Consider the following 25,317-nt stretch of genomic DNA (forward strand, 5'->3'; position numbering starts at 1 on the left):
CTGACGGCATGGACGGGTCGCGCAGGCTGTCGTCGGTAGGTCGTTCACGTCGGGTCGCGGTGGCTGTCGTCGGTAGGTCGTACGACGGGTCGCGCAGGCCGTCGTCGGTAGGTCGCTCACGACGGTGAGCGACCTACCGCGACCGGCACCGAGCGGACCGCCGGAGACCTCCGCGAGCACCCCGGTCGGTTCTCCTCGCCGCTGCTGTGAAGGAGCACCTCGGGCGGGTCGAGGATCGCGACAGCATGCGCGGTTCAGCTCGACAGCAGCCGAGACCGACACCAGCGAGCCGCGAGCCCGAGCCGCAAGCCGCGAGCCAGAACCCCGAGCCGCGAGCCCGAGCCGGGGCCGCCTCTGCGTGCCTGGGGCCCCGCCGGACGTCGCGCGCGTCAGCGGGTCGGTGTCGGGGTGGGGGTGAGCGGCGGGGTCAACAGCGGCGTCGGCGGCTGCACCACGGTGCGTTCCAGGTTCACCTGCGCCTGTCCGGTGCCGCCGACGGTGATGTCGTCGTACGCCTGGAGCTGCTTGTCCTGGTCGAAGTAGAGGACGGTCATCGCCAGCGGGGTCGGCTCCTCGCCTTCCAGGCCGCGTAGCCCGGCACCGCCGGTGGAGCCCTGCACCATCAGCGTCGTCGGCTGCTCGCCCGGCACCTCGGGCAGCGTGTTGACCCGCCGGTCGTGGGTGTGGCCGGCGAGCACCAGCGGGCAGGTGCCGGAGAGCGGACCGGCCGAGGCCGGGTCGTGCACCAGTGCGATGTTCACCGGCCGGGGGGAACTGCGGACCGTGGCGGCCAGCTTGTCACCGGTGGCGATCAGCTCGTCGGCGGTGGGCTGGTTCAGGCCGCCGCTCGCCGGTGAGGTGCTCTTGTCCGGGGTGAAGCGGGGGTCGCCGATGCCGGCGATGGTCAGCCCGGCGACGGTCGCGGTGGTGTTGTCCAGCACGATCGCGTTCGGCTGCCGGGCCACCGCCGCAGCGGTACGCGGCGAGTCGTGGTTGCCCCGGATGTAGACGAACGGCTTCTCCAGCAGGCTGATCGAGCCGACGTAGGAGGCCTCCGGCTCGCTGCCCCAGTCGGTGATGTCGCCGGTGTCGATCACCACGTCGATGCCGAACTGCTCGGTCACCGTCCGGATGAGCTGCCAGGCGGCCGGGTTGAGGTGCATGTCGGAGATGTGCAGCACCCGGGTGGTGCCGGGCTCCGGCTCGTACACCGGCAGGGCCGACACGGTGGTGTAGAGCTGGGTGACGTTGCCGATGAGCCGCTGGAGCTGTTCGGCGTACCGGCCGTAGTCGTTGGCGATCTTGCGGACGTCACCGACGATCGCCGGGGCGTTGACCAGCAGCCCCTCGTACGTGGGCTCCTCGATCGCCTGCGGCCGCACGGTGGCGGCGGCGGTGCCCAGGCTGCCCGCGCTGATCACCAGCGCCAGCGCGCCGGCCCAGGCCGCCCGCCGGGTGTCCCGGAAGGCCAGCAGCGCCAGCACCAGCGTGGCCAGCACGGTCGCGCCGACGGTACGCAGACCGAGCCGCAGCACGCCCTCCTGGACGTCGTCGACGGCCGACTGGGTGGCCCGGTTGATGCTCGCCGGGTCGTCGATCAGGGCTTCGGTGCGGCCCTGGTCCAGCGCACCCAGCTCCACGGTCAGCCGGGTCGGCCCGTCGTGGCTGTCCAGCAGCAGCGCGCCCAGCGGCGGGATGTCGACGGTGGTGCTGCCGTTGACCGCCGGCGCGACGGAGAGCCGGGCCTGGAACGGGCCGATGTCGGTGCTGACGTGCCCTCCGGCGAGTACCCCGAGCAGTACCCCGGTCAGCGTGACGACCAGCAGCGCCAAGCCGGCCCCGAGCCGGCGCAGCCCATGGCGCCGCCCGGCGCGGGGCGAATCGGCGGCGGAGCGCCGTAGCGAGACGAAGCGACGCGGACGACCGGTCGGGTCGTCCCCGTCCCGATCGCGGTGCGGCTTCTCGTTCTCGTGATCGTCCATGCTGAGATTCTGACCTGCCCGCCTGAGGATCTTGGCAAACCCGAGGTGCTGCGTGTCGAGGATGCCTCAGCTTCGCCCGGCGCCGCCACCTGCGAAAACAAGCCGCAACAAGCGGTCATCCTCTGGTGCGGGTCGACCGCGTCCGTCATGGTTGGAGGTGCCCACCCAGAGCGAGCCGTCCGGCGCGGCGGCGACCGCCCGCAGCCGCCCGTACTCCTCGGTGAGCAGCGCCTGCGGCTGCCCGAGCACGGTGCCGGTGTCGGTCAGCTCGACCAGCCAGAGCCGCTGTCCGCGCAGGCAGGCGGTGGCCAGCAGCCGCTCGCTGGCGGCCAGGCCGGAGCAGGACGCCTCGTCGGTCGACCACTGCACGATCGGGTCCACGTACTCCTTGTCGCCGCCGCGCCCCTCGACCTCGGGCCAGCCGTAGTTCTTGCCCTTGGTCACCTGGTTGATCTCGTCCCAGGTGTTCTGGCCGAACTCCACCGCGTACATCCGGTCGCCGGACCAGGCGATGCCCTGCACGTTGCGGTGCCCGACGGACCAGACCGGGGAGTTCGGGAAGGGGTTGCCCGGCGCGGGCTTGCCCTCGGTGGTGATCCGCAGGATCTTGCCGCCGAGCTTCTTGACGTCCTGCGACTGGTCGGTGTCCCCGGCGTCGCCGGTGCTGGCGTAGAGCTGCCCGTCCGGGCCGAACGCCAGGCCGCCGCCGTTGTGGACGCCCGCCTTGGGGATGCCGGTGAGGATCGGGGTGGGTTTCTCGCCCAGCCGCATCCGGGCGATCCGGTTGTCCTGTTCGGCGGTGTAGTAGACGAAGACCGTGCGGTCCTGCGCGAACTCCGGCGACACGGCGATGCCCAGCAGGCCACCCTCGCCGGAGGCGACCACGTCGTCGACGGTCTGCCGCTCGGTAATCCGCAGGCCGTCCGGGCTCGACTCCGGGCCGACCTGGACGATCCGGCCGCTGTCGCGTTCGGTGACCAGTGCCCCGCCGTCGGGCAGGAAGGCGATGCCCCACGGCACCCGCAGCCCCCGGGCCAGCACGGTGGCCACCACCTCCTGGCCGCCGCCCGGGGCGCTGGCCGACGGGGTCGGGAGGTTCGGCGGCTCGCCGGCCGGATCCGGTTCCGGTTCGCCGAGGCTGCACCCGGTGGCCGCGAGCAGCAGCGTCGTGCAGGAGGCGGCGAGGAACCCACGGACCCGACGGGCCGGGGAGTACGGGGGAGCGCTCACCCGCCCGAGCCTAGCCCGCTGTCCGGGTCGGCGTGGAGGTCGGCGGACCCCCGCCCCGGTGGCGGTACGCACGACGGGTCTATCGTCGGCTGGCGTGAAGGTATGGATCCCGCACGAGTCCGGTCACGCCCTGCTCGGCGAGCTGCCTCCGCAGACCGTCGTCGAGACGATGGAGGACCCGGCGAGGCCCCCCTCGTCGGTCGACGGTGTCCGGTTCTGGGTGCCGCCCTTCCTCGCGACCCGGGAGATCGTCCCGTTCGCGCACGAACTGCCGGATCTGGCGGTGGTGCAGTTGCTCTCCGCCGGTGCGGACGCCTGGGCCGGCCGGGTGCCGGACGGGGTGATGCTCTGCGACGCGCGGGGTGTGCACGACCCGTCCACCGCCGAGTGGGTGGTCACCGCGATCCTGTCCCGACTGCGGGCCTTCCCGGAGATGATCCGCGCCCAGGCCGAGCGCCGGTGGGCGTACGACGAGGTGGCGCCCACCGACGAGCTGGCCGGCAAGCGGGTCCTGATCGTCGGGGCCGGGTCGATCGGCACCGCCGTGCGGGACCGGCTCGCGCCGTTCGAGGTGGAGTTCACGCTGGTCGCCCGGACGGCCCGGCCGGAGCAGGGGGTGCACGGCGTCGACGAGCTGCCCGAGCTCTTGCCGCACGCCGACGTGGTGGTGCTGCTGGTGCCGCTGACCGCGCAGACGCGGGGCCTGGTCGACGAGAAGTTCCTGGCCGCGATGCCGGACGGCGCGCTGCTGGTGAACGCCGCCCGGGGGCCGGTGGCCCGCACCGAGGCCCTGCTCGCCGAGCTGTCCACCGGCCGGATCTCCGCCGCGCTGGACGTCACCGATCCGGAGCCGCTGCCCGCCGACCACCCGCTCTGGGAGCTGCCCAACGTGCTGATCACCCCGCACGTGGCCGGTTCGGTACGCGGGCTGCTGCCCCGGGCGTACCGGCTGGTCGGTGAGCAGATCCGCCGGTTCGCCGCCGGTGAGCGGCCGGAGAACGTGGTGGTCGACGGCTACTGAGCCGTCTCGGGTTCGCCCCGCCCGGCCGCCGCCACCAGCCGGGGCAGGTCCTCACGGCGTACGGCGGGCAGCACGAGCTGCTCACCGTCGTCGAGTCGGGCGATCGCCCGGCCCCGGGGATCGGCGCCGAACTCGGCGACCTGGTCCCAGGGGATCCGACGCTGCCCGGCCAGCGCCCGCAGGCGCAGCCCGGCGAGGTCGGCGTCGGTGCCGGCCCGCCACGCCCAGACCGCCACCGCCAGCGGCACCAGCAACACCGGCAGCAGGTAGGCACGGGCACCGGCCAGCGGCAGGGCGCCGATGGTGGCGACGATCGCCGCCACCAGGATGGCCTGGTTGTGCCGGAACCGGGTGGTGTCGGAGCGAGCCATGTCCCGATGATTGCACCAGGCCGGATGCCGCCCGCAGCGGGCCGCCACCGGAGCGGGGACACGTGACCGGACTCACTGTCGACTGCCCGTCACTCCCGGCGAGCCGGATCGTTCATCGATGTTGGGCGGTGGACTTCACCTGTCGCCGCCCCGCACCGCCGCACCGCCCCAGTGCCCCCTCACGAAGGCGACCGTCGTGCCCGTCGCGTCTGTGTTCCGAGCCGCCGTGTTCCGTGCCGGCGCCCGCTCACCGTTTCTGCCGGAGTCCTGCGTACTCGCGCTGGTCGTGCTGTTGGTCGCGGTCGGTGCGGTCGGTGCGGTCCCGACCCTGGCGGTGGTGGCGCTCGCCGGGGCGGCCGGCTCCACGCTGGCGGGCGTCCGCCTGTCCCGGCTCGCCACCGGCGTCGACGTGCCGGCCGCCACCGTCGACGGCGGTCGGTTGGCCCGTCGTCGCGCGGCCCGGCCCCGCCGTGCCGCCGCGCTGCTGCACGGCGCCGTGATGGCCGCCGGTCTCACCGCCGCGGTCCTGCCACTGGCCTCCGTGGGGCAACGGCCGACAGCTGCGACGGTCGGGCTCCTCGGCACCGCCGCCCTGCTCGTCGGCGGCCTGTCGAGCCTGCCCCGACCGCCGCGACCACCGTGGCGGGTACGGCTGCTGCGGGTGCTGGACGCCGCCGCGCCCGGTGTCTGGCTGGTGCTCGTCGCCTGGCTGACGCTGCCGTACGCCGGCACGGCCCCGTCGGTGCGGCTGGTCGCGGCGGTGGCCCTGGGCGTGCTGGCGGTCGACGCGCTGCTCGTGCTGGCCGGGGCCCAGCGTGCGAGCGGTGTCAGCCGTTGCCGGGCCGGTGCGTCGGCCACCCTGTTCGCGCTGGTGCTGCTGGCGGTGCTGCCGTTGGCCGCCGGCCGGGTGGCGCTGCTGGCGGTCGCCCCGCTGGTCGCCGGGGTGCTGCTGGTCGCCGGCGGGATGCGGCAGGCGGCGCGGTCGGGACCCGAAACGGAGGTCCGGACGGCCCGGTCCTGGCCGGTGGTGGTGGTGCCGGCGGCGGCGGTGGTGCTCGCCGTCGTCCACCAGGTGCAGGCCGGGCTCCTGCTGGACAACACGGCGGTGCTGCTCGCGCTCGCCGCAGTGCCTCCACTGGTCGCCCGGGAACTGGTCCGGGGCGCGCAGGAAGCCACGGCGTCGGCGGAACCGGCACCGCCCGGACCGGAGCCGGTGACCGCCGAGAGCCGCGGGCCGGACGGCCGGGCCGGTCTGCTGCGGGCGCTGGCGGCCTGGCCGGACCAGGGTGCCCTGCTGGTCGTGGACCTGCACCTGACCGAGTTGCCCGGGGTGGCACTGCGCGACGACGTGGCGGCCGGGGCGGTGCGCCGGGCGCGCGCCATGGTGACCGCCGACGACGAGGTGTTCGACCTCTCCGGCGGCGGGCTGGCGGTGGTCACCGGGTCCGGACCGATGATGGCCTATGCGTTGGGCAGCCGCCTGATCATCGAGTTGCGCCGTCCGTACGAGGTGGCCGGCGCGGTGCTGCGCTCACGTCCCAGCGTCGGGCTGGCCGAACTGGCCCCCGGACGCCCCGAGGACGTGCTGCGGCAGGCGGACCTAGCCCGGCGGCGGGCCGCCCAGCTCGGCCGGGAGCGGGTCGAGTGGTACGACGCCTACCTGGAGGAGCAACTGGTCCGCCGGCTGGACCTGGAACGGGAGCTGCCCGGTGCGGTCGCCCGGGGTGAGCTGGACCTGGTCTTCCAGCCGGTGGTCGACCTGGCCGACCGCTCGCCGGTCGGCACCGAGGCGCTGCTGCGCTGGCGCAGCCCGGTGCTCGGCACGGTCTTCCCGGCGGAGTTGCTGCCGGTGGCCGAGGACCTCGACATCGTGGGCGAGCTGGGCGTCTGGGTGCTGGACCGGGCCTGCCGGCAGGTGGCGCACTGGTCCGGCGGCGGTCGGCGGCTCTGGATGTCGATCAACGTCACCACCCGGGAGCTGACCTCGCCGGACTTCGTGCCCCGTACGGCGGCGGTGCTCGACGCGTACGGGGTGGCGCCGGACCAACTCGTGGTGGAGGTGGCCGAGCCCCGGGTGGGTGCCGAGCTGTCCACCGTGGTGGCCCGGCTGGCCGGTCTGCGGTCGATGGGCATCCGGACCGCCCTGGACGACTTCCGGGCCGCGCACGCCTCCCTGGCCCAGCTGCGGCGGCTCCCGATCGACCTGCTCAAGGTCGGTCCGGAGTCGGTGGTGCCGAGCGGCGATCCGGCCGGTCCGCTGCTGGACGTGGTGGTCACCGTCGCCGACCGGCTGGGTCTGGAGGTGGTCGCCGAAGGGTTGGAGTCCGCCCACCAGGTCGACGGGGCGCAGCGCGCCGGGTGCCGTTACGGCCAGGGCTTCGAACTCGCCCGGCCGGCGACCGCGGAACGGGTCGAGGCGTACCTTGAGGAGTTCCCGTCCACGTCACGATGACGGTGGCTTAACCGGTTCATGGGCGGAACGCGGGCGGGCCGGTACTGCCGCGCGGGGTCAGGTGCGCGGTCTCGTCCTCGACCACGACCGCAGCAGCGCCCTCGATCGCCTGGAGCAGGTGCCGGGCGGCGTGCGCGCCGTACGCGGGGATGTCCCGGCCGAGCGCGGTCAGCGGCGGGTGCACCAGCCGGCACAGCGGGGAGTCATCCCAGGCCACGATGGACAGCTCGGTCGGGACGGCGAGCCCCATCTCCTGGGCCACCGAGAGCCCGGCGATGGCCATCACGTCGTTGTCGTAGATCACCGCGCTCGGCCGGACCCGGGAGCTGAGCAGCCGGCGGGTGGCCCGGGCGCCCTCCTCGCCGGTGTAGTCGGAGGAGACCGTCACCGCCTCGGCCAGTCCCAACCGCTGGCAGACCTCGCCGAACGCCCGGGTGCGGGTGGCGGTGTGCAGCAGCTCGGGCAGGCCGCCGACCCGGGCGATCCGTCGGTGGCCCAGCGCGTACAGGTACTCCACGGTCTCCACGAGGGCTGCCGCGTCGTCGGACCAGACGCTGGTCAGTCCACCGGTGCCCGAGGGGCCGCCGATCACCACGGCGGGCAGGCGCAACTCCTCCAGCACCGGCACCCGCCGGTCGTCGGTGCGCAGGTCGCAGACGAGTACGCCGTCCACCCGCCGCTCGCCCCACCACCGCCGGTAGACCGCGATCTCGGCGTCCTGGTCGGCGACCACCTGGAGGGTCAGCGCGTACGAGCGGGCGGAGAGTTCGGTCTCGACACCGCTGATCAGCTCCATGAAGAACGGCTCGATGCCGAGCGTCTGCGCCGGTCGGGCCAGGATCAGCCCGATCGCCCGGGCGGTCGCGCCGGAGAGGGCCCGCGCGGCGCTGCTCGGGCTGAACCCGATCTCGGCGGCGATGGCGAGGATGCGTTGCCGGGTCGCCTCGGAGACTCCCGGCTGCCCGTTGAGCGCGTACGACACCGCGCCCTTGGAGACCCCCGCCCGTCGGGCGACGTCCGCGATGGTGGGCCGCTTCACCGGCGTACGTCCTCCTGGTCGCTCTGTCTGCCCGCCGCGCGCGGGGGCGCGGGCCGTCGGGCACCAACGCTACCGGTCGCCCACTGCCGTCCCGGTGGCGGTCCGGCACCTTCGTGATCGGCTGATCGGACGCCGTCACTTGTTCGGTTCAGCCGACCGATGGGTTACCGGAAGACGCGGTCTGTAACGCACCGTTGACACCGCGAGAGCGCACCCTTACGGTCCTAACTTATCCGGTTCAGTCGACGTTCCTCGATCTATGGAGCGTTCGTAGCCTGCGTGGAGGAGGGGTCATGAGACGGTCCACACCCCGGTGGCTGCGGGTCGCAGCCGTGGGTCTGACGGTCGGTTCGCTCGTCGTCGCGTGCAGCGGACGCAGCACCACCGGCGGCTCCGGCGGTGAGGTCACCCTGACGATCAACTTCTGGGGGGACTTCGGCCTGCAGGACCTCAAGACGAAGTACGAGGCGGAGCACACCAACGTCAAGATCGCCCTCAACTCGGGCGAGTACAACGCCCAGCACGAGGACCTGCAGAAGAAGCTGATCGCCGGCTCCGGTGCCCCCGACATCGCCGCCGTCGACGAGGGGTTCATCGTCCAGTTCCGCAGCCAGGCCGACAAGTTCGTGAACCTGCTCGACAAGGGCGCCGGAAAGTACGAGACCGCCTACCTGCCGTGGAAGTGGAAGCAGTCGCTCTCCGCCGACGGCGCCACCCAGATCGGCCTCGGCACCGACGTCGGCGGCCTGGCCATGTGCTACCGCACCGACCTCTTCTCCGCCGCCGGCCTGCCCACCGCGCGCGACCAGGTCTCCGCACTCTGGCCCACCTGGGACAAGTTCCTGGAGGTCGGCCAGGGGTACACCGCCGAGACGGGGAAGAAGTTCATCGACAACGCCACCAACCTGTTCAATCCGATCCTCGGGCAGCAGCAGGTCGGCTTCTTCGACGCCGACGAGCAGTTGCAGATGGCAGGCGGCCCCAAGGTCGCCTTCGACTACGCGGTCAGGGCGGCCGACGCCGGGATCTCCGCCAACCTGACCAGCTTCCAGGCCGACTGGGACAAGGGCTTCACCAGCGGCGCGTTCGCGGTGCTGCCCTGCCCCGCGTGGATGCTCGGGCACATCCAGAACACGGCACCCGGCACCAGGGGGCAGTGGGACATCGCCACGGTGCCGGGTGGCGGCGGCAGTTGGGGCGGCTCCTTCCTCACCGTGCCGAAGCAGGGGCGCAACGTCGACGAGGCGTACAGGTTCGTGGAGTGGCTGATCCAGCCGGAGCAGCAGATCGAGGTTTTCAAGACGGTCGGCAACCTGCCCTCGCAACCCGCCCTCTACGCCGATCCGGCGATCGCCGAGTTCACGAACGAGTTCTTCAACGCCGCGCCGGTCGGGCAGATCTTCCCCCGGATGGCCGAGGGCCTCACCCCGCAGTACCTGGGCCGCAAGAACGGGCCGACCCGGGTCGCGGTGGAGAACGTGATCAACCGGGTGCAGAACGGCACGCTCGCGTCCGGCGCGGCCTGGGCCGAGGCGATCAAGGAAGCCGAGAAGGCCGGCAGGTGACGGTACGGGTGGCGCGGCGCACCCGCACCGCCCGGTCCCTGACCTGGCGGGACCGGCTGCACCGCTTCGACATGCGGTACGTGCCCTACCTGTTGATCGCGCCGTTCTTCCTGCTCTTCCTCGTGTTCGGCCTGTTCCCGATGATCTTCAACGGGGTGGTGGCGTTACGCCACTGGCGGCTGGACGACCCGGAGCTGACCGGCTGGGCCGGTACGGAGAACTTCCGTCGGCTCCTCACCGACGGCGACTTCGGCAACGCGCTCTACAACACTTTCGGCATCTTCCTGCTCTCCACCGTCCCGCAACTGCTGCTCGCGCTGGTCGTCGCGTCGATGCTCAACCGGCGGCTACGGGCGCAGACCTGGTGGCGGGTGGGCGCGCTGCTGCCGTACATCACCCCGATCACCGCCTCCACACTGGTGTTCAACGTCTTCTTCTCCCGCGACTTCGGCATGGCCAACTGGGCGCTGGGCCTGCTCGGCATCGGCACCGAGACGCCGATCGACTGGCGGGCGGACAAACTCCACTCCTGGATCGCCATCGCCACGATGGTCAACTGGAAGTGGATCGGCTACAACGCCCTGCTCTACCTGGCCGCGATGCAGTCCATCCCGCGTGACGTCTACGAGGCGTCGGCCCTGGACGGAGCCGGGCCGTGGCGACAGCTCTGGCGGATCACCGTGCCGATGATCCGCCCGGTGGTCATCTTCACCGTGGTGCTCTCCACCATCGGCGGGCTGCAACTGTTCACCGAGCCGATGCTGTTCGACCTGAACGCGCAGACCGCACGCGGTGGGGCCGGCGGAGAGTGGCAGACCGTGGCGCAGCTCGTCTACAAGGTCGGCTGGAAGGACCTCAACCTCGGGTACGCCGCCGCGATGTCCTGGGCGCTGTTCCTCATCATCCTCGTGGTCGCGGCCCTGAACACCCTGCTGACCAACCGCATCTCGGGGGGCCGGAGATGAACGCACCGAGCACCACGGAGGCCCGGCCCCGAAAGCCGGGCACGCCGCCCGGTGGACGCAGGCGGACCGGGGCGTACGGCCGCGCCCCGCAGGACACCCCGGCGGGCATCGGGACGTACCTCTTCCTGGCGGTGACCACGCTGTTCGCGGCGTTCCCGCTGTACTGGATGTTCGTCATCGCCACCAGCACCGACGAGGCGACCGCCCAGGTGCCGCCGGCGGTCGTCCCGGGTGACCAGTTCCTGGTGAACCTCAACGAGGTCTTCACCCTCCAGGAGGTCTACTTCGCCGCCTCGCTGGTGAACAGCGTCATCGTCGCCACCACGGTCACCGCCGCCGTGCTGTTCTTCTGCTCGCTCGCCGGGTTCGCCTTCGCCAAGCTGCGGTTCCGGGGCAGCCGACCACTGATGCTCTTCGTGGTCCTCACCCTGACCGTGCCCAACCAACTCGGCGTCGTCGCGCTCTACATCGTGATGGGCAAGCTGGGCTGGAACGGTACGCTGCTGGCAGTGATCGTGCCCGGCCTGGTGACCGCCTTCGGCGTGTTCTACATGCGACAGTTCATCGTCAACTCGGTGCCGGACGAACTGGTCGAGGCGGCCCGGGTCGACGGTGCCACCACCATGCGGATCTACTGGAGCGTGGTGCTGCCGGCGATCGGCCCGGCGCTGGCGGTGCTCGGCCTGCTGACGTTCGTGGCCACCTGGAACGACTTCCAGTGGCCGCTGATCACGTTGAACGGCACCGACTATCCCACCTCGATGGTGGCCATCTCCGACCTGGCCAGCGGCAACTACGTGATCTATCGACGGGTGCTGGCGGGTGCGTTCGTGGCCACCGTGCCACTGTTGGTCGTGCTCGTCATCGGCGGTCGCCGGATCGTCCGAGGAATCATGGAAGGCGCGGTGAAGTCTTGAGCGACGCACGGGGGAGCCGGCCGGACCGGTTGCCGTTGCACGACGGCTGGACCCTGCGACCGGTGCCCGGCCCGCAGGTGCCACCGGAGGTCGACGGTCGGGTGGTGCCGGCCACCGTCCCCGGCTGCGTGCACACCGACCTGCTCGCGGCGGACCTGATCCCCGACCCGTACCTGGACGACAACGAGACCGCGCTGGCCTGGATCGGCCGCACCGACTGGGTGTACGAGACCACCTTCGACCGGCCCGACGGCGACCACCAGCGCCTCGACCTGGTCTGCGCGGGGCTGGACACGGTCGCCACGATCACGCTCAACGGTGTCGAGGTCGGCCGCACCGAGAACATGCACCGGGCGTACCGCTTCGATCTGACCTCGCTGCTGCGCGCCGAGGACAACAGCCTGGCGGTCCGCTTCGACTCCGCCTACCGGTACGCCGAGGCGCAGCGCGACCGGCTCGGCGACCGGCCCAACGCGTACCCGGAACCGTTCCCGTTCATCCGCAAGATGGCCTGCAACTTCGGCTGGGACTGGGGCCCGACCCTGGTCACCGCCGGGATCTGGCAGGAGATCGGCCTGCACGGCTGGTCGACCGCCCGGCTGGCGCGGGTGCAGCCGCTGGTCACCGTCGAGGACGGTACCGGCCGGGTGGAGCTGCACGTCGAGGTCGACCGCGCCACCGACGTGCCGGTCACCGTGCACGCCGAGGTGGCCGGTGCCACCGCCGGGGTGACGATCCCGGCGGGGGAGCGGTCGGCGGTGCTGACCCTCACCGTCGACGAACCGGAGCTGTGGTGGCCGCGCGGCCACGGCGGTCAACCCCGTTACGACCTGACGGTGACGCTGCGCGGGCCGGACGGTGCGACCCTCGACGACTGGCACCGGCGGATCGGCTTCCGTTCGGTACGCCTGGACACCACCCCCGACGCGCACGGCGCCCCCTTCACGCTGCACGTCAACGACGTGCCCCTCTTCGTGCGCGGGGTGAACTGGATCCCCGACGACGCCTTCCCCCACCGGGTCACCCGGGACCGTCTGGCGCACCGCTTCGACCAGGCCGGGGCGGCCAACGTCAACCTGCTGCGGGTCTGGGGCGGCGGCCGGTACGAGTCCGACGACTTCTACGACCTGGCCGACGAGCGGGGCCTGCTGGTGCAGCAGGACTTCCTCTTCGCCTGCGCGGCGTACCCGGAGGAGGAACCGCTGCGCACCGAGGTGGCCGCCGAGGCCGCCGAACAGGTGACCCGACTGGCCGGGCACCCCTCGCTGGTGCTGTGGACCGGCAACAACGAGAACATCTGGGGCTGGCACGACTGGGACTGGCAGCAGCCGCTCGCCGGACGCACCTGGGGACACGGCTACTACCTGGACCTGCTGCCCCGGATCGTCGCCGAGCTGGACCCGACCCGCCCGTACTGGCCCGGCAGCCCGTACTCCGGCCGCGAGGACGTCCACCCCAACGACCCGGCGTACGGCACCACGCACATCTGGGACGTCTGGAACACCGACGACTACACGAAGTACCGCGAGCACCTGCCCCGCTTCGTCGCCGAGTTCGGCTACCAGGCGCCACCGGCGTACGCGACGCTGCGGCGGGCCCTGAGCGACGAGCCGTTGGCGCCCGACTCACCCGGCATGGCCCACCACCAGAAGGCCACCGACGGCGACCTCAAGTTGCGTCGCGGCCTGGACGCCCACCTGCCCGCGCCGCGCGACTTCGACGACTGGCACTACCTGACCCAGCTCAACCAGGCCCGCGCCATCCAACTCGGGGTCGAGCACTTCCGCTCCCACCGGGGCTACTGCATGGGCACCATCGTCTGGCAGCTCAACGACTGCTGGCCGGTCACCTCGTGGGCCGCCGTCGACGGCGACGGACGCCGCAAACCCCTCTGGTACGCGTTGCGCCGGTCCTACGCCGACCGCCTGCTCACCGTCCAGCCCCGCGACGGCGGCCTGGCCCTGGTCGCGGTCAACGACGGCGGCCGACCGTGGCACGCGTCGACCACGGTCACCCGGCTCACCCTGACCGGGGAGCCCCGCGCGAAGACCACGCTGGAGGTGGCGGTGCCGGCCCGCACCTCGGTGACGCTGGCGCTGCCTGCGGAGCTGACCCGGCCCGACGAGGCCCGCGCCGAACTGCTCGTCGCGGACGCCGGCCCCGACCGGGCACTGTGGTTCTTCGCCGAGGACCGCGACGTCCCCTGGCCGACCGCGTCCTTCGACGCCGTGGTGGAAGAGGTCGACGGCACCCAGCGGGTACGCGTCACCGCCCGCACCGTCCTGCGCGACCTGACCCTCTATCCCGACCGGCTCGACCCGTCCGCCGAGGTCGACGAGGCCCTGGTGACGCTGCTGCCGGGTGAGTCGACGACGTTCGTGGTGCGGTCGTCGGCACCCCTGGACCCGACCGCCCTCACCAGCCGCCCGGTGCTCCGCTGCGTGAACGACTGATCGTCTGTCGCCCCTCTGCTCGTACGATCACCTGGGCTTAGGGCGGTGCTCGTCCCAGGCGGCGGAGTGGTAGGCGGAACTCCAGGCGTTCAGACAGATCCCGATCGCCACGATGATGGCCGCGCCCGCGCCGATCTTGCCCCAGGTGCCGACGCCCGGATCGGAGAGGCGGTCGAGCCCCCACACGGTGACCGCGATCTGCCCGATCTGCACGGCGATGGCGACGAGGTAGAGAAATTTCGTCTCGCCAGAGGCGTCGGCGGGGATCTCGTCGAGCTCTTCGGGGACGAAGTCGGCCAGTGCGTGGTCCTCCTGGCCGTCAGCGCGATCCGTCTCCTCCACGAATTTATAGTAGGCAATGTGACAAGCGGTGGGGGGCGAGGAAGTTCGGGCGGCACCGATCGCCCGTGAATGCTTAGGGACGGGACGACAGCGTGACGGTCGCAATCCCTTGGAGCCAGCTCATACTCGGCTGGCCAGTGCTGCTGCCTCGGCGAGAAGCTCGTCCAGGTCGTCGTCGCCGATAGCGCCATCGCCCAAGATGCGCAGGATGACCAGACCTTGGATTCGTCCAGCCATCTGAGGATCGATGGCCGTCTCGACGTCGGGATTCACAGCGGCTCGGATCAGTGTCTCGGCGGCGTTGGCGTCGATCTCTGGGGTGCCGGGCGGGGTTCCCGCTCGCATGTCGGCCACGAAGCGCACGATCTCGCCCGTGGATGTCTGCTCATCGAAGCGCCGATTGACCGCAAAGTAGAAGACCGCGCCGAGGAGAGTCGGGAAACCGTCCCAACCGATTTCGTCGAGGCGAGCTTCGACCCGGTCATTGGCCTCGTGGTCGCCTCTGATCATCGTCCGGATGTAGTCGACCATCTCAGGGCTGCTCATCAGATCGCTTCCTCTCGCGGTGCTTCTTCACCATGCTCCAGACACCTCGGAATCCCACGACGACTGCGCCAGCAGCCATGATGACGGACGTGACCGGGTGCTCCAACTGAGGGCGGTCGATCGGCGTGCCGGGGTCGACGCCCGTGGACGCCGTGCTACCGCTCGATCCCGAACCTTTGAGGCCCTTCTGTAGCTCGCGAAAGCCGGTGGTGATTGCTTGTTCGGCCTGCTTGAGGGTGTCCTCGGTGTCGTCTGCCTTCTTGATGTGCCGGCGCAGGAACGCCTCGCCCTTCCGGCTGCGTCCCTCTGTCTCCTCGACCAGGCGATCCCCGGACGGCGAAGCCGCATCACTCGGGCCGGTGGGCGCGGCGCCGGGGGCGATCGTGTTGACGTACGCGGTGATGTGGCGAGCAGCCTCGGACAACAGGCGGGCGTAGCGGCCGGCTTTGTCCCTGGCCACCTCGGCGTCCGCGACGGCCGCGCGTAGCCGCTGGTCATTCGTGCCCCGCTGGACCTCGACCAGCCGGGCCAAGGCCACCTCGGCGTCCGTCCGGGCGCGTAGCGCGGTCACCGCAGCGGCATCAAGCTTCTGTTGTACGGCGAGAAGCTGCGCGACCAGTTCGGCGATGCTGCCGCTCATCCGAGTCGCGTGAGGTAGTCGCTTGCCTGTTCGGCGGTGTCCTTGAAGCGGCGGCGAGTCGGTGCGACCTCTGCCCCGGCAGCGGCAAGGGCCTCGTGGGTGGCCCTCACGTGCTCGTGTCGGCTGCCGTGCAGGAGGGCGGTCGCCGTGCGGGTCGCCGCCTCGGCCTCGGAGACCGCCTGGTCGAACCCATGTCGTCCCTGGCGGGCGGCTTCGACGGCGGCGCGAAGAGCCGCCTTGACCTCGCCGACACTCATGATGGTGGTGGTTGCTCAGCCGAGGATGCCGACGTAGCGGCGGGCGGCCTCCGAGCTGCCCTGCACGAGGGTCATGGCCTCGGCCAGCCGTTGTTTGCTCTGCTCGCCCCGGGCGATGGCCTCGGCGATCGTCGGATGGCCGGTGCCGGCGGCGACGGCACGTAACCGGCTCAGCATCTGCTCGGTGTTGTCGGCGGCGGCTCGGATCTGGTTGATCGTGGCGTTGCCCTGCTCGGCTGCCTGCATCAGTGCCGCCTTGACCTCTTCGATGCTGGCCATGCCGTCCTCCTACCGCCGTCCGCGAAAACAGGTCATGTCTGCGTAGTCGGGCGGACACTATCGGAGACGAGCGTGGGTCGCAGCCCCGGTAACTACAGGTAGTCGGCTGCCGTGCGCTCCACGACGGCGCACGCCGCAGAAGGTGATCAGCCCAGTGCCGGTGACGAAGTCGGCGGAGAAACTGCGCAAAGCGCCAAGCATTCGGCGTAATCGTGGGCGACGACTGTCTATCTTGGACACTTTCCGTTCGAGTCGAACGGAAAGTGTCCAAGATCCTGAGGTCCCCCGGGTTCGCAGGTCAGTCGGTGGTGCGGGTGGTGGTGAGGAAGGTGGCCCAGGCGGCGGGGGTGAAGGTGAGGGCGGGGCCGTGTGGGTCTTTGCTGTCGCGGACCGCGACGACGCCGGGCAGGTTGTCGGCGACCTCGACGCACTCGCCGCCGTTGCCGCCGCTGCGGGTGCTCTTGCGCCAGCGGGCACCGGTCAGGTCAACCACGGTGAACCTCCTCGATGATCTTGTCGATTAGTCGCCTTGATTGTTCCTCATCAAGGGCGAGGCTGAGCAAGCTCGACCATGCCTTTTCGTAGGCGGCGAACTCGGTCGGCCGGTCCAGGTACAGCGCCCCGGTCCACGACTCGCAGTAGACGACTGAAGGCTCGGGAGTGGCGCGGTTACCCAAGGGGAAGTCGAGCATCACGAATTCGCCGCCGACCGCGCCAAGGTGCGGACCGGCGGCGAGTGGCAGGAACCGAACCGAGACGTCCGGCAGGTTGCTCAACTCCTGCACGTGCCTCAACTGCTCAGCGGTGACAGTTGGTGTGTCGACCGGTCGGAGTAGGACGGACTCGCAGAGGACGACCTGCACCTGTGGTGGCTTGGGCAGGCGGCGGGTCAGCAGCGACTGGCGTTGCAGACGCAGGTCGACGGCGCGTTCGCGGTCGTCGTCGGTCATGTCGGGCTGGTCGATCCGATAGATGCCCCGGGCGTAGTCCCGGGTCTGGAAAATGCCCGGCACGGGGCTGTTCTTGTAGAACCGCAGTCTCGATGCGGCGGATTCGGGGCCGACGTACAGCTCGAACCAGTCGGGGATGGCGTCGCCGTAGGCGTGCCACCAGCCTTTTGCTCTCGTCTCGGTGGCCAGTGCGGTGAGCGCCCGGGTCAGCTCGGCGCGGGCGGCGTACAACTCGCACATCGCGCGGACGTCGACGCCGCGCACGGAGCCGAGGCCGCTCTCGATCCGCCACACCTTCTGTCGGCTGCACTCCAGTGCCTCAGCGGCGGCATCGAGCGTGATGCCGGCCTCGGTGCGCAGGTCACGCAGGGTCCTGCCGAGCTGTCGTCGGGGCACTGTCGACCCCATGTCTTCGGCCACCGCACCCTCCTTCCTGTCGGGTTTTGCAACATCCTGACGGCGGTCGTGGAACTCGGAATTGGTGCGATCAAGCACCAGAAACGTATGACGAGACATTCATTGTGATGGCGTTTCCGACCCTACAAGATGAGCCCGACAACAGCGATGACCGCGACGTCGATCCCGACCCAGAACAGGTGGTGCCGATTCGTGCGCGCGATATTCCCACCGCCGCAGTGGGCAGACGATAAGCAGGCGGGTACGCGGTGACGGTCATAACCTGCCCGGACTGCGACGGGATGACCTTTCGTCTGCTGCCGTGCCGGTGCACCAGCTTCGGAAATCGGTTCCTGGCGGAGGAGACCGCCATACCCGCGCATCGGGTGGCGTACCGGGATTGCGAGCAGTGCCGGGGCGCGGGCACTGTGGCGGACCCGTGTGGGCGCTGTCGGCGGCGCGGGCAACGACGGGCGCAGGTGGTGCTTAGCGTGGCCGACCTGGACACCGGCGCGGTCGCCTCGCACCGCGTCGTGCCGGGAGGTCTCGACCCGGAGCGCACGCAATCCGGATGGGTGGTCGACCTGGGCCGGAAGGTACGCGAATTGGCCGCCCGCATCGGCGCGGCCGTCACCGACGAGGCACCCGAGCTGTGGTTGCCGCAGCAGTGGCGACCCGACGCGCCGCTGGTGCAGCGACTGGAGCTGGAGGCTCAGGCGATCGTGCGGATGGACTACCTGCCCTGGCTGCTCTTCCTCGGGCGAAGCGAGCCGGTGCCGCCGGTCGATCCGGCCGAACGGCTCGTCCGACTCTGCGTGCTCGCCGATCTGCTCCTGCTCGACCTGGTGATCGAGGTACGTCGGCCGGGGATGGGCTGGGACGTCCGGTACGAGGTGCCCGGCTCGCCGGTGCCGGGCTTCCGGAGCGGGCAACCCGACCTGCCGCAGTCGCTGACCCGCACCGACGTGGCCGACGCGCTCGCGGGGCTCACCGAGCGCGGCCGGCGTGTCGCCGCCCGGCTGGTGCAGCCCGATCGACCGCGCCCGCCCGCCGTGCCGTCCGTCGACGTGGACCAGCTCGAACGGCGGATCCTCGCCGACTGCGTCGACCCGGTCGACGGCGCCGAGCTACCCGGTGCGCAGGCCATCTGGCGGGACGGGCGGTGGTGGCACACCAGCCTGCGTGACGGCGATCCGGTCGAGACCCTCGTGGAGCAGCTCACCGGCCAGGTCGTACGCCGGGTGCGGGTGCCGTTGCGGCGCGGCTTCACGCCGCCCGAACCGGCCTGGCTCGGTGCGGAGACCGGCTGGCGGCCCTGCCCGGACTGCGTGCCCGGCAGCCGCCTGCGTAGCTGCGACTGCCGGCTCGGCGGCCGTGGGGTGGAGGCGGGCTGTCCACGCTGCCGGGGCGCCGGGCTGCACACGTCCGTGCTGGCCTGCTTCACCTGCGACGGCACCCACCGGCTGCACGAGGCGGTGGTGCTCACGCTCACCGACCTGCGGCACCGGGTCGTGCACCTGACCTGGCACACCGGCACGCCGGAGCCGGTCACGCTCGTCGCCACCCAACCCGGCGGCAAGCCGGTGGTCCAGCTCCCCGACCGCTATCGGTTGGCCGCCTGGGCACCCGTCCTCGGCGTACGGCCGGAGGACCTCGCCGAAGCCGACGGCGGGCACGAGATCGAGGCGCGACTGCGGGGCGGCCACGTCACGCTGCCCTGGGCCGGAGCCGATCCGGTGGGCGAGCACGTGCGCGCCGCCGGTCGGGGCCAGCCCGCAGGTCGGCTGATCGTGACGGCGGTACGCCCCGACGCGCCGCCGCTGACCGTGCTGATCCGGCTCGCGCTCGGCCTGAACCTGGCGTGCGAGGTCAGCATCTGCGACCTGCGGCACAACGCCGACGATCCGCGCTACCTGAGCGGGCTGCGCTGGTCGGTCGAGCTGCGACCGCGTGACGCCCCGGTCCGCCCCGACGAGTGGCCCTCCCGCCCGACCCTGGAAGCGGCGCTGGCCTGGTGCGTCGAGTGCCTGACCGACACCATCGCCAGTGCCGCGCCGGCTGACGCGGTGGTGCCCATCCCGGTGCCCGAGGCCCCGCCGAGCGCCCTGCCCGCCGACCCGGTGCCGGTGCTGCTGCGGCTGGCCGCCCGACACGTCGGGCAGGTGCTGACCGTGCGGTTCACCCGGGCCGGCTGCACCCTCCACCTCCATGACGACGACGGCATACACCTCATCGCCGAAGCTCCCGACCTGCATGCCGTCGAAGGATGAGAGTCGCGCGGCCGTCGGCTGCGGCGAACCGGTGGTGGCGCTCGTCGACGTCGTCGGCTGAACGACCAGGGAGCGTAGGCTCCGGCCAGTGGAGTGCCCGTCGGATTCGTGCCGGCCGGGCCTGATCTGTTCGGCGTCGTGGGGAGATGGCCGGTGAGCAGGGCGGTCGAGCAGACGAACCGGGCGATGCTGCGCGCCCGGGACGCGATGGACCGCGCGTACGCGCAACCGCTGGACATCCCGACGCTGGCGAGGATCGCGTACGTCTCCGAGGCGCACTTCATCCGTACGTTCCGGGCGACCTTCGGGGAGACGCCGCACCGCTACCTGCAACGGCGTCGGGTGGAGCGGGCCATGTACCTCCTCCTGCACACCGAGCAGGACGTGACCGAGGTGTGTCACGCGGTCGGATTCGGCAGTCTCGGCACGTTCAGCCGTACGTTTCGACAGATCGTCGGCGAGTCGCCCACCGACTACCGCAAGCGGCGGACGGCCCCCGCCGCGCCGGTGCCGGGCTGCTTCACCAAAGCCTGGACGAGGCCGAGCAGTTTTGGATAAGCAGCAGGTCAGGGCGTTGCACTAGCGTTCCGGGCATGACGATGAACGCGATCAGCCGCTCCCAGGTCTACGTCCTCGACCAGGACGAGGCGCTCGACTTCTATGTGGGCAAGCTCGGCCTGGAAGTGAACACCGACCAGGATCTGGGCTTCATGCGGTGGCTCACGGTGAACCTGCCCGGTGACCGGGGGCGCGAGATCCTGCTGGAGAAGCCCGGACCGCCGAGCCTCGACCCGGCCACCGCCGAGCAGGTCCGCGAGCTGCTCACCAAGGGGGCGGCCGGCGGCTTCCTGTTCATGACCACGGACGACGCCCACAAGACGCACGAGGAACTCGTCGCCAAGGGCGTGGACATCACCGACGAGCCGATGGAGCGGCCGTACGGGATCGACTTCGGCATCCGTGACCCGTTCGGCAACAAGATCCGCATCGGGCAGATTTTCGAGCGCCCCTGACGCCACCGGGCCCCGGCGCCGGCGTCGGCTGTTAGGAAGGGCCCCCTGCTATACGCGAGGCGTTAGCAGGGGACCCTTCCTTTCATCTCATTCGGGGACGCGGCGGTAGGCGCCGTCGCTGGCCGAGGTGGCCATCGAGGCGTACGCGCGCAGCGCGGCGGAGACCGGACGCTGCCGGTCGACCGGGGTGTACGGGCGGTCCCGCTTCTCCTGGGCGATCCGGCGGGCCTCCAGCACGTCGGCCGGCACGTTCAGGTCGATCGACCGGTTCGGGATGTCGATGACGATCTCGTCGCCCGGCTCCACCAGCGCGATCAGCCCGCCGGAGGCCGCCTCGGGCGAGACGTGCCCGATGGAGAGCCCGGAGGTGCCGCCGGAGAACCGGCCGTCGGTGAGCAGTGCGCAGGCCCGGCCCAGCCCCCGGCCCTTCAGGAACGAGGTGGGGTAGAGCATCTCCTGCATGCCGGGGCCGCCCTTGGGGCCCTCGTAGCGGATCACCACGACGTCCCCGGCGACGATCTCCTTGGCCAGGATGGCGGTCACCGCGTCGTCCTGCGACTCGTAGACCTTCGCCGGCCCCCGGAAGGTGAGGCACTCCTCGGGCACCCCGGCGGTCTTCACCACGCAGCCGTCGGGCGCGATGTTGCCGTGCAGGATGGCCAGCCCGCCGTCGGTGGAGTACGCGTGCTCCCGGTCGTGGATGCAGCCGTTCGCGGCGTCGGTGTCCAGGCTCGACCAGCGGTTGGTGGTGGAGAACGGCTCGGTGGTCCGCACGCCACCGGGCGCGGCGTGGAACAGCTCGATCGCCTCCGGGGTGGCCGAGCCGCCGCGCACGTCCCAGTCGGCCAGCCACTGGTCGAGCGAGGGGGAGTGCACCGCGTGCACGTCCCGGTGCAACAAACCGGCCCGGTCGAGTTCGCCGAGGATGGCCGGGATGCCACCGGCCCGGTGCACGTCCTCCATGTGGTACTGCGGCGAGTTCGGGGCGACCTTGGACAGGCAGGGCACCCGGCGGGAGATCGCGTCGATGTCGGCCACGGTGAAGTCCATCTCGGCCTCGCGGGCGGCGGCCAGCAGGTGCAGGATCGTGTTCGTCGAGCCGCCCATCGCCACGTCCAGCGCGACGGCGTTCTCGAACGCGGCCCGGGAGGCCACCATCCTCGGCAGCACCGAGGCGTCGTCCTGGTCGTACCACCGCCTGGCGATCTCCACGGCGGTGCGGCCGGCCTCGACGAAGAGCGCCCGGCGGGCGGCGTGGGTGGCCAGCGTCGAGCCGTTGCCCGGCAGGGCCAGCCCGATCGCCTCGGTCAGGCAGTTCATGGAGTTGGCGGTGAACATGCCGGAGCAGGAGCCGCAGGTCGGGCAGGCGGAGCGCTCGATGGCGTCGAGCTGGTCGTCGGTGACGGCCTCGTTCGAGGAGGCGACCATCGCGTCGATCAGGTCGATCTTGGAGTGGACGACGCCCTCGATCGCCACCGTCTTGCCGGCCTCCATCGGGCCGCCGGAGACGAAGACCGTCGGGATGTTCAGCCGCAGCGCGGCCAGCAGCATGCCCGGGGTGATCTTGTCGCAGTTGGAGATGCAGACCAGGACGTCCGCGCAGTGCGCGTTGACCATGTACTCCACCGCGTCGGCGATCAACTCCCGGCTGGGCAGGGAGTAGAGCATGCCGGCGTGGCCCATGGCGATGCCGTCGTCGACCGCGATCGTGTTGAACTCCCGGCCCACGCCGCCGGCCTCGGCCACCGCCTCGGCGACCAGCCCGCCGAGGTCCTTGAGGTGTACGTGACCCGGCACGAACTGGGTGAAACTGTTCGCGATGGCGACGATCGGCTTGCCGAAATCGTCGTCGGTCATCCCGGTGGCCCGCCACAGGGCCCGGGCGCCGGCCATCATCCGACCGTGCGTGGAGGTCTTCGACCGCAGCTCAGGCATGCGTACCAGTCTTGCACCGTGAACCCGGTGTCGGACAGGCACACGCACCGTGTCCCAACAGATGCACACCCGATACCCCCACGGCGCGAGCTCATCCGGCAGAGTTGACGGGGTGCACACACCCCCGGCCATGATCGGTGTCGCGGTGTCGAGCGTGCTGGTCGCCCTCACGGCCGGTGTGCTGCTCGTCCTGGCGGTCCGCCGCCGGTCCGCCCCGCACCGCCCGGCGTACGCGTTGCTGGCCGCAGGCGGCGTGATCGCCCTGCTGACCCTGCTGGTCGGGGCGACCGAGGCGCTCACCGTCGGCGGGCACTGGGCGCACGAGCAGTCGCAGCGCACCGGCTGGGCCACGCTGGTCGCGTTCGGCACGGCGGCGAGCAGCCTGCTCTTCGGTGCCGGCCTGCTCCGGATGCCCGGGGTCGCCGGCTCGGCGAGCTCCGCCGCCCGACTGGCCCTGGACGGGGTGATCGTCGGCGCCGCGCTCTGGTTCGTGGGGTGGGTGCTGCTCTCCGAGCCGACCCGACTGCTCGGCGCGGCCACCCCGACGGCCTGCCCGGCGATCCTGGTCGCCTCGGCCAGCGCGGCGCTGAGCACCGGACTGGCCGCGATCATGGTCTTCCGTGCCCCGCCGCCCCGGCAGCACCTCGCGGTGCTCGGTGGCGGGATCACCGTGGCCACCGGTGGCGGGCTGGCCATCGCGGCCGGGCTCTGCCAGGGCGGGCCGGGCGTGACCTTCACCGGTGCGGCGGTGCTCGCCCTGGGCCTGCTCGCCGCCGCGCTGGCGGTACGCCGGATCGACCCGCCCGACCAGGTCGCCGTCGACGTGATCCGCCGCGACAGCGAGTACGCGGTGGTGCCGATGGTCGCGATGGCCGCCTCGGCGATGTACCACCTGTTCCAGGACGGCCGGTTCGACGGTCCGGCCATCGTCGCCGGCAGCATCGAGGGCTTCGCCCTGGTCGCCCGGCAGTACCTCACCCTGCACGACGTGCGCGCCTACGCCCGGCGGCTCGCCGAGCGGGAGGCGCACTTCCGCCAGCTCGCGCACACCGACGCGCTGACCGGGCTGGCCAACCGGCGGGGGCTGTTGCAGGCGATGCACCGGTCCGCCGAGGCCCGGGTGCCCTGCGTCCTGCTCGGCCTGGACCTGGACGGCTTCAAGAACGTCAACGACATGCGTGGGCACGACGTCGGTGACGCGGTGCTGGCCGAGGTGGGCCGGCGGCTGCGCGGCAACCTGCGCCCCGGTGACCTGGCCGCCCGGCTGGGCGGTGACGAGTTCGCGGTGCTCATGCACGGTGGTCCGGCCGAGGCGGGAGTGGTGGCCGAGCGGCTGCTCAGGGTGCTCGGCGGTGCCTACGAGCAGTCCGAGGGGCCGGTGTTCCTCTCGGTCAGCATCGGCCTGGCGGGCTGGGCCGAGGAGCCCGACGTCGAGCTGCTGCTACGTCACGCGGATGCCGCCCTGCGCTACGCCAAGCAGAGCGGCAAGAACCGCATCGAGCGCTACGACGGGGCGTACGACCGGTTGCTGCGTCGCCGCACGACGCTGGAGCACGAGCTGCGCGGCGCGATCGAGCGCGACGAGCTGCGGTTGGTCTTCCAGCCGGTGGCGTCGCTGCCGTCGGTGCGTCCGGTCGGTGCCGAGGCGCTGCTGCGCTGGCGCCATCCGGAGCTGGGCAACGTCCGGCCGGACGAGTTCATCCCGCTCGCCGAGGAGTGCGGGATGATCGCCAAGCTCGGTGCCTGGGTGCTGCACCAGGCGTGCTACCAGCTGTCCCGCTGGCTGGCCGAGGGGCACGACGTCTGGGTGTCGGTCAACGTCTCGCCGCACGAGCTGCACGCCGCCGAGTACGTGGTGCAGGTCGCCGAGGCGCTGCGTGCGCACCACGTCCCGCCGCAGCGGCTGGTGCTGGAGGTCACCGAACACGCGGTCGCCACCGATCTGGACGAGCTGATCCGGCGGCTGACCGCGCTGCGTCTGACCGGTGTGCGGATCGCGCTGGACGACTTCGGGGCGGGCTACTCGTCGTTGGGGCAGTTGCGTCGGCTCCCGATCGACATTCTCAAGATCGACCACAGTCTGGTCGCCGAGCACGAGCCGGTCCGGCCGGTGGGGCAGGACGGCCCGGCCTTCGCGCCGATGGTCGACATCGTGATGCGGCTGGGGCACCAGCTCGGGCTCGAGGTCATCGCCGAGGGCGTGACCAACCCCACGGAACTGGCCGCGGTGGTCGCCGCCGGCTGCCGGTTCGGTCAGGGCGCGCTGTTCGGCTGGGGCGTACCGGCCGAGCACCTGGAGGCGATGCTGGAGGCGGCGACGTCGCCGGGTGCCCGTCCGCTCCGTCCGGTGCCGGTGGGTGAGACGCCGACACGCCCCTACCAGCCGCCCCTTCCGCGCCCGGTCGAGAGCGCGTCCGAGCACGTCGGGCCCGGTGCGGGCGGCGTGCCGGACGGGACGCGCCGAAATCCGTGAACCAATATGTGGGATCAGTTGACTCATCGCGTGAGATGCGTCAGGCTTGGCCCATGTCGTCGAACCGGTCGCTGCGAGTACTTACCTGAGCGCACTCTCCCTGACCGAGAGTGCGCTGGCCCCGTGCATCTGGCACGTGGGCTTTTTTCTTGCCGTCGAACCCATCGGACGCCGCCGGACTGCCGCGTCCACCCGTGAGTAGCCCCACCCACTCCAGCCGA

At 71.5% G+C, this 25,317-nt stretch carries 22 protein-coding genes; 10 read left to right on the forward strand and 12 right to left on the reverse strand.

Features of this window, described 5'->3' with window-relative positions; genetic code table 11:
• Positions 1 to 389: 389 nt before the first annotated feature.
• Together ACFYTT_RS11695 and ACFYTT_RS11700 are read right to left on the reverse strand one after the other, a co-directional pair.
• A complete protein-coding gene (locus ACFYTT_RS11695) occupies positions 390 to 1,982 on the reverse strand; it encodes a metallophosphoesterase (RefSeq protein ID WP_387258851.1) in 1,593 nt (530 codons plus the stop codon).
• 66 nt (positions 1,983 to 2,048) lie between these two features.
• Positions 2,049 to 3,212 carry a PQQ-dependent sugar dehydrogenase gene (locus ACFYTT_RS11700; protein ID WP_357212964.1) on the reverse strand — a complete coding sequence of 388 codons (1,164 nt, stop codon included), beginning with the start codon at positions 3,210 to 3,212 and terminating at the stop codon, positions 2,049 to 2,051.
• Between the two features lie 94 nt (positions 3,213 to 3,306).
• Here ACFYTT_RS11700 and ACFYTT_RS11705 point away from each other — a divergent pair, with 94 nt between their 5' ends.
• The gene (locus ACFYTT_RS11705; RefSeq protein WP_176092919.1) at positions 3,307 to 4,233 is read left to right on the forward strand and encodes a 2-hydroxyacid dehydrogenase; all 927 of its coding nucleotides are present in this window, start codon (positions 3,307 to 3,309) and stop codon (positions 4,231 to 4,233) included.
• Here the strand turns inward: ACFYTT_RS11705 and ACFYTT_RS11710 are convergent.
• Positions 4,227 to 4,604, reverse strand: a complete 378-nt coding sequence (locus ACFYTT_RS11710) for a PH domain-containing protein (RefSeq protein WP_357212968.1) — start codon at positions 4,602 to 4,604, stop codon at positions 4,227 to 4,229. The genes ACFYTT_RS11705 and ACFYTT_RS11710 overlap by 7 nt on opposite strands.
• A gap of 196 nt (positions 4,605 to 4,800) precedes the next feature.
• On the opposite strand from ACFYTT_RS11710, the gene ACFYTT_RS11715 reads away from it, so the two are divergent.
• Positions 4,801 to 7,056, forward strand: a complete 2,256-nt coding sequence (locus ACFYTT_RS11715; protein WP_387258854.1) for an EAL domain-containing protein — start codon at positions 4,801 to 4,803, stop codon at positions 7,054 to 7,056.
• Between the two features lie 16 nt (positions 7,057 to 7,072).
• Here ACFYTT_RS11715 and ACFYTT_RS11720 read toward each other — a convergent pair whose 3' ends face one another.
• Positions 7,073 to 8,095: a LacI family DNA-binding transcriptional regulator gene (locus ACFYTT_RS11720; protein ID WP_131052018.1), complete on the reverse strand. Its 1,023-nt coding sequence runs from the start codon at positions 8,093 to 8,095 to the stop codon at positions 7,073 to 7,075.
• Between the two features lie 293 nt (positions 8,096 to 8,388).
• On the opposite strand from ACFYTT_RS11720, the gene ACFYTT_RS11725 reads away from it, so the two are divergent.
• The 4 genes from ACFYTT_RS11725 (at position 8,389) to ACFYTT_RS11740 (ending at position 13,995) form a co-directional block, all read left to right on the forward strand.
• The gene (locus ACFYTT_RS11725) at positions 8,389 to 9,660 is read left to right on the forward strand and encodes an ABC transporter substrate-binding protein (protein WP_387258855.1); all 1,272 of its coding nucleotides are present in this window, start codon (positions 8,389 to 8,391) and stop codon (positions 9,658 to 9,660) included.
• A gap of 71 nt (positions 9,661 to 9,731) precedes the next feature.
• Complete coding sequence (locus ACFYTT_RS11730; protein WP_387259719.1) at positions 9,732 to 10,625, forward strand: carbohydrate ABC transporter permease; 894 nt, start codon at positions 9,732 to 9,734, stop codon at positions 10,623 to 10,625.
• Positions 10,622 to 11,542, forward strand: a complete 921-nt coding sequence (locus tag ACFYTT_RS11735; RefSeq protein ID WP_387258857.1) for a carbohydrate ABC transporter permease — start codon at positions 10,622 to 10,624, stop codon at positions 11,540 to 11,542. The genes ACFYTT_RS11730 and ACFYTT_RS11735 overlap by 4 nt, the downstream gene beginning before the upstream one ends.
• Positions 11,539 to 13,995 carry a glycoside hydrolase family 2 protein gene (locus ACFYTT_RS11740; RefSeq protein ID WP_387258859.1) on the forward strand — a complete coding sequence of 819 codons (2,457 nt, stop codon included), beginning with the start codon at positions 11,539 to 11,541 and terminating at the stop codon, positions 13,993 to 13,995. Before ACFYTT_RS11735 ends, ACFYTT_RS11740 begins: the two co-directional genes overlap by 4 nt.
• Positions 13,996 to 14,022: 27 nt before the next feature.
• Here the strand turns inward: ACFYTT_RS11740 and ACFYTT_RS11745 are convergent, their stop codons facing one another.
• The 7 genes from ACFYTT_RS11745 to ACFYTT_RS11775 all read right to left on the reverse strand — a co-directional run bounded on the left by ACFYTT_RS11745 (position 14,023) and on the right by ACFYTT_RS11775 (position 17,525).
• On the reverse strand, positions 14,023 to 14,337 hold the full coding sequence (locus ACFYTT_RS11745; RefSeq protein WP_387258860.1) for a hypothetical protein: 315 nt from the start codon (positions 14,335 to 14,337) through the stop codon (positions 14,023 to 14,025).
• A gap of 120 nt (positions 14,338 to 14,457) precedes the next feature.
• Positions 14,458 to 14,883 (reverse strand): hypothetical protein, encoded by a 426-nt coding sequence (locus tag ACFYTT_RS11750; protein ID WP_387258862.1) that lies wholly within the window; start codon positions 14,881 to 14,883, stop codon positions 14,458 to 14,460.
• Positions 14,870 to 15,523 carry a hypothetical protein gene (locus ACFYTT_RS11755; protein WP_387258863.1) on the reverse strand — a complete coding sequence of 218 codons (654 nt, stop codon included), beginning with the start codon at positions 15,521 to 15,523 and terminating at the stop codon, positions 14,870 to 14,872. Before ACFYTT_RS11755 ends, ACFYTT_RS11750 begins: the two co-directional genes overlap by 14 nt.
• On the reverse strand, positions 15,520 to 15,780 hold the full coding sequence (locus ACFYTT_RS11760) for a hypothetical protein (protein ID WP_176092930.1): 261 nt from the start codon (positions 15,778 to 15,780) through the stop codon (positions 15,520 to 15,522). The genes ACFYTT_RS11755 and ACFYTT_RS11760 overlap by 4 nt, the downstream gene beginning before the upstream one ends.
• Before the next feature lie 15 nt (positions 15,781 to 15,795).
• A complete protein-coding gene (locus tag ACFYTT_RS11765) occupies positions 15,796 to 16,059 on the reverse strand; it encodes a hypothetical protein (protein WP_131052028.1) in 264 nt (87 codons plus the stop codon).
• A 298-nt stretch (positions 16,060 to 16,357) separates the two neighbouring features.
• Positions 16,358 to 16,552 carry a DUF397 domain-containing protein gene (locus tag ACFYTT_RS11770; RefSeq protein ID WP_176092931.1) on the reverse strand — a complete coding sequence of 65 codons (195 nt, stop codon included), beginning with the start codon at positions 16,550 to 16,552 and terminating at the stop codon, positions 16,358 to 16,360.
• Positions 16,545 to 17,525 carry a helix-turn-helix domain-containing protein gene (locus ACFYTT_RS11775; protein ID WP_387258865.1) on the reverse strand — a complete coding sequence of 327 codons (981 nt, stop codon included), beginning with the start codon at positions 17,523 to 17,525 and terminating at the stop codon, positions 16,545 to 16,547. The genes ACFYTT_RS11770 and ACFYTT_RS11775 overlap by 8 nt, the downstream gene beginning before the upstream one ends.
• 371 nt (positions 17,526 to 17,896) lie before the next feature.
• Between ACFYTT_RS11775 and ACFYTT_RS11780 the strand changes: the two genes are divergently transcribed.
• The 3 genes from ACFYTT_RS11780 to ACFYTT_RS11790 all read left to right on the forward strand — a co-directional run bounded on the left by ACFYTT_RS11780 (position 17,897) and on the right by ACFYTT_RS11790 (position 20,688).
• Positions 17,897 to 19,675 carry a hypothetical protein gene (locus tag ACFYTT_RS11780; protein WP_387258866.1) on the forward strand — a complete coding sequence of 593 codons (1,779 nt, stop codon included), beginning with the start codon at positions 17,897 to 17,899 and terminating at the stop codon, positions 19,673 to 19,675.
• A gap of 153 nt (positions 19,676 to 19,828) precedes the next feature.
• Positions 19,829 to 20,233, forward strand: a complete 405-nt coding sequence (locus ACFYTT_RS11785) for a helix-turn-helix domain-containing protein (RefSeq protein ID WP_387258868.1) — start codon at positions 19,829 to 19,831, stop codon at positions 20,231 to 20,233.
• Positions 20,234 to 20,268: 35 nt separating this feature from the next.
• A complete protein-coding gene (locus tag ACFYTT_RS11790) occupies positions 20,269 to 20,688 on the forward strand; it encodes a VOC family protein (protein WP_387258869.1) in 420 nt (139 codons plus the stop codon).
• 87 nt (positions 20,689 to 20,775) lie between these two features.
• Here ACFYTT_RS11790 and ilvD read toward each other — a convergent pair whose 3' ends face one another.
• Positions 20,776 to 22,623 carry a dihydroxy-acid dehydratase gene (gene ilvD, locus ACFYTT_RS11795; protein WP_387258871.1) on the reverse strand — a complete coding sequence of 616 codons (1,848 nt, stop codon included), beginning with the start codon at positions 22,621 to 22,623 and terminating at the stop codon, positions 20,776 to 20,778.
• 112 nt (positions 22,624 to 22,735) lie between these two features.
• Here ilvD and ACFYTT_RS11800 point away from each other — a divergent pair, with 112 nt between their 5' ends.
• On the forward strand, positions 22,736 to 25,096 hold the full coding sequence (locus ACFYTT_RS11800; protein ID WP_387258872.1) for a putative bifunctional diguanylate cyclase/phosphodiesterase: 2,361 nt from the start codon (positions 22,736 to 22,738) through the stop codon (positions 25,094 to 25,096).
• Positions 25,097 to 25,317 lie beyond the last annotated feature (221 nt).

The organism is Micromonospora sp. NPDC003816, from assembly GCF_042874705.1.
In the GTDB taxonomy this organism is placed as follows: Bacteria; Actinomycetota; Actinomycetes; order Mycobacteriales; family Micromonosporaceae; genus Micromonospora.

What these genes read in the sequence shown, in the direction of transcription:
- ACFYTT_RS11695 (WP_387258851.1), bottom strand. Translation starts at nt 1,982, where the DNA reads ATGGACGATCACGAGAACGAGAAGCCGCACCGCGATCGGGACGGGGAC.
- ACFYTT_RS11710 (WP_357212968.1), bottom strand. Translation starts at nt 4,604, where the DNA reads ATGGCTCGCTCCGACACCACCCGGTTCCGGCACAACCAGGCCATCCTG.
- ACFYTT_RS11725 (WP_387258855.1), top strand. Translation starts at nt 8,389, where the DNA reads ATGAGACGGTCCACACCCCGGTGGCTGCGGGTCGCAGCCGTGGGTCTG.
- ACFYTT_RS11730 (WP_387259719.1), top strand. Translation starts at nt 9,732, where the DNA reads ATGCGGTACGTGCCCTACCTGTTGATCGCGCCGTTCTTCCTGCTCTTC.
- ACFYTT_RS11735 (WP_387258857.1), top strand. Translation starts at nt 10,622, where the DNA reads ATGAACGCACCGAGCACCACGGAGGCCCGGCCCCGAAAGCCGGGCACG.
- ACFYTT_RS11750 (WP_387258862.1), bottom strand. Translation starts at nt 14,883, where the DNA reads ATGAGCAGCCCTGAGATGGTCGACTACATCCGGACGATGATCAGAGGC.
- ACFYTT_RS11755 (WP_387258863.1), bottom strand. Translation starts at nt 15,523, where the DNA reads ATGAGCGGCAGCATCGCCGAACTGGTCGCGCAGCTTCTCGCCGTACAA.
- ACFYTT_RS11760 (WP_176092930.1), bottom strand. Translation starts at nt 15,780, where the DNA reads ATGAGTGTCGGCGAGGTCAAGGCGGCTCTTCGCGCCGCCGTCGAAGCC.
- ACFYTT_RS11765 (WP_131052028.1), bottom strand. Translation starts at nt 16,059, where the DNA reads ATGGCCAGCATCGAAGAGGTCAAGGCGGCACTGATGCAGGCAGCCGAG.
- ACFYTT_RS11775 (WP_387258865.1), bottom strand. Translation starts at nt 17,525, where the DNA reads ATGTCTCGTCATACGTTTCTGGTGCTTGATCGCACCAATTCCGAGTTC.
- ACFYTT_RS11790 (WP_387258869.1), top strand. Translation starts at nt 20,269, where the DNA reads ATGACGATGAACGCGATCAGCCGCTCCCAGGTCTACGTCCTCGACCAG.
- ilvD (WP_387258871.1), bottom strand. Translation starts at nt 22,623, where the DNA reads ATGCCTGAGCTGCGGTCGAAGACCTCCACGCACGGTCGGATGATGGCC.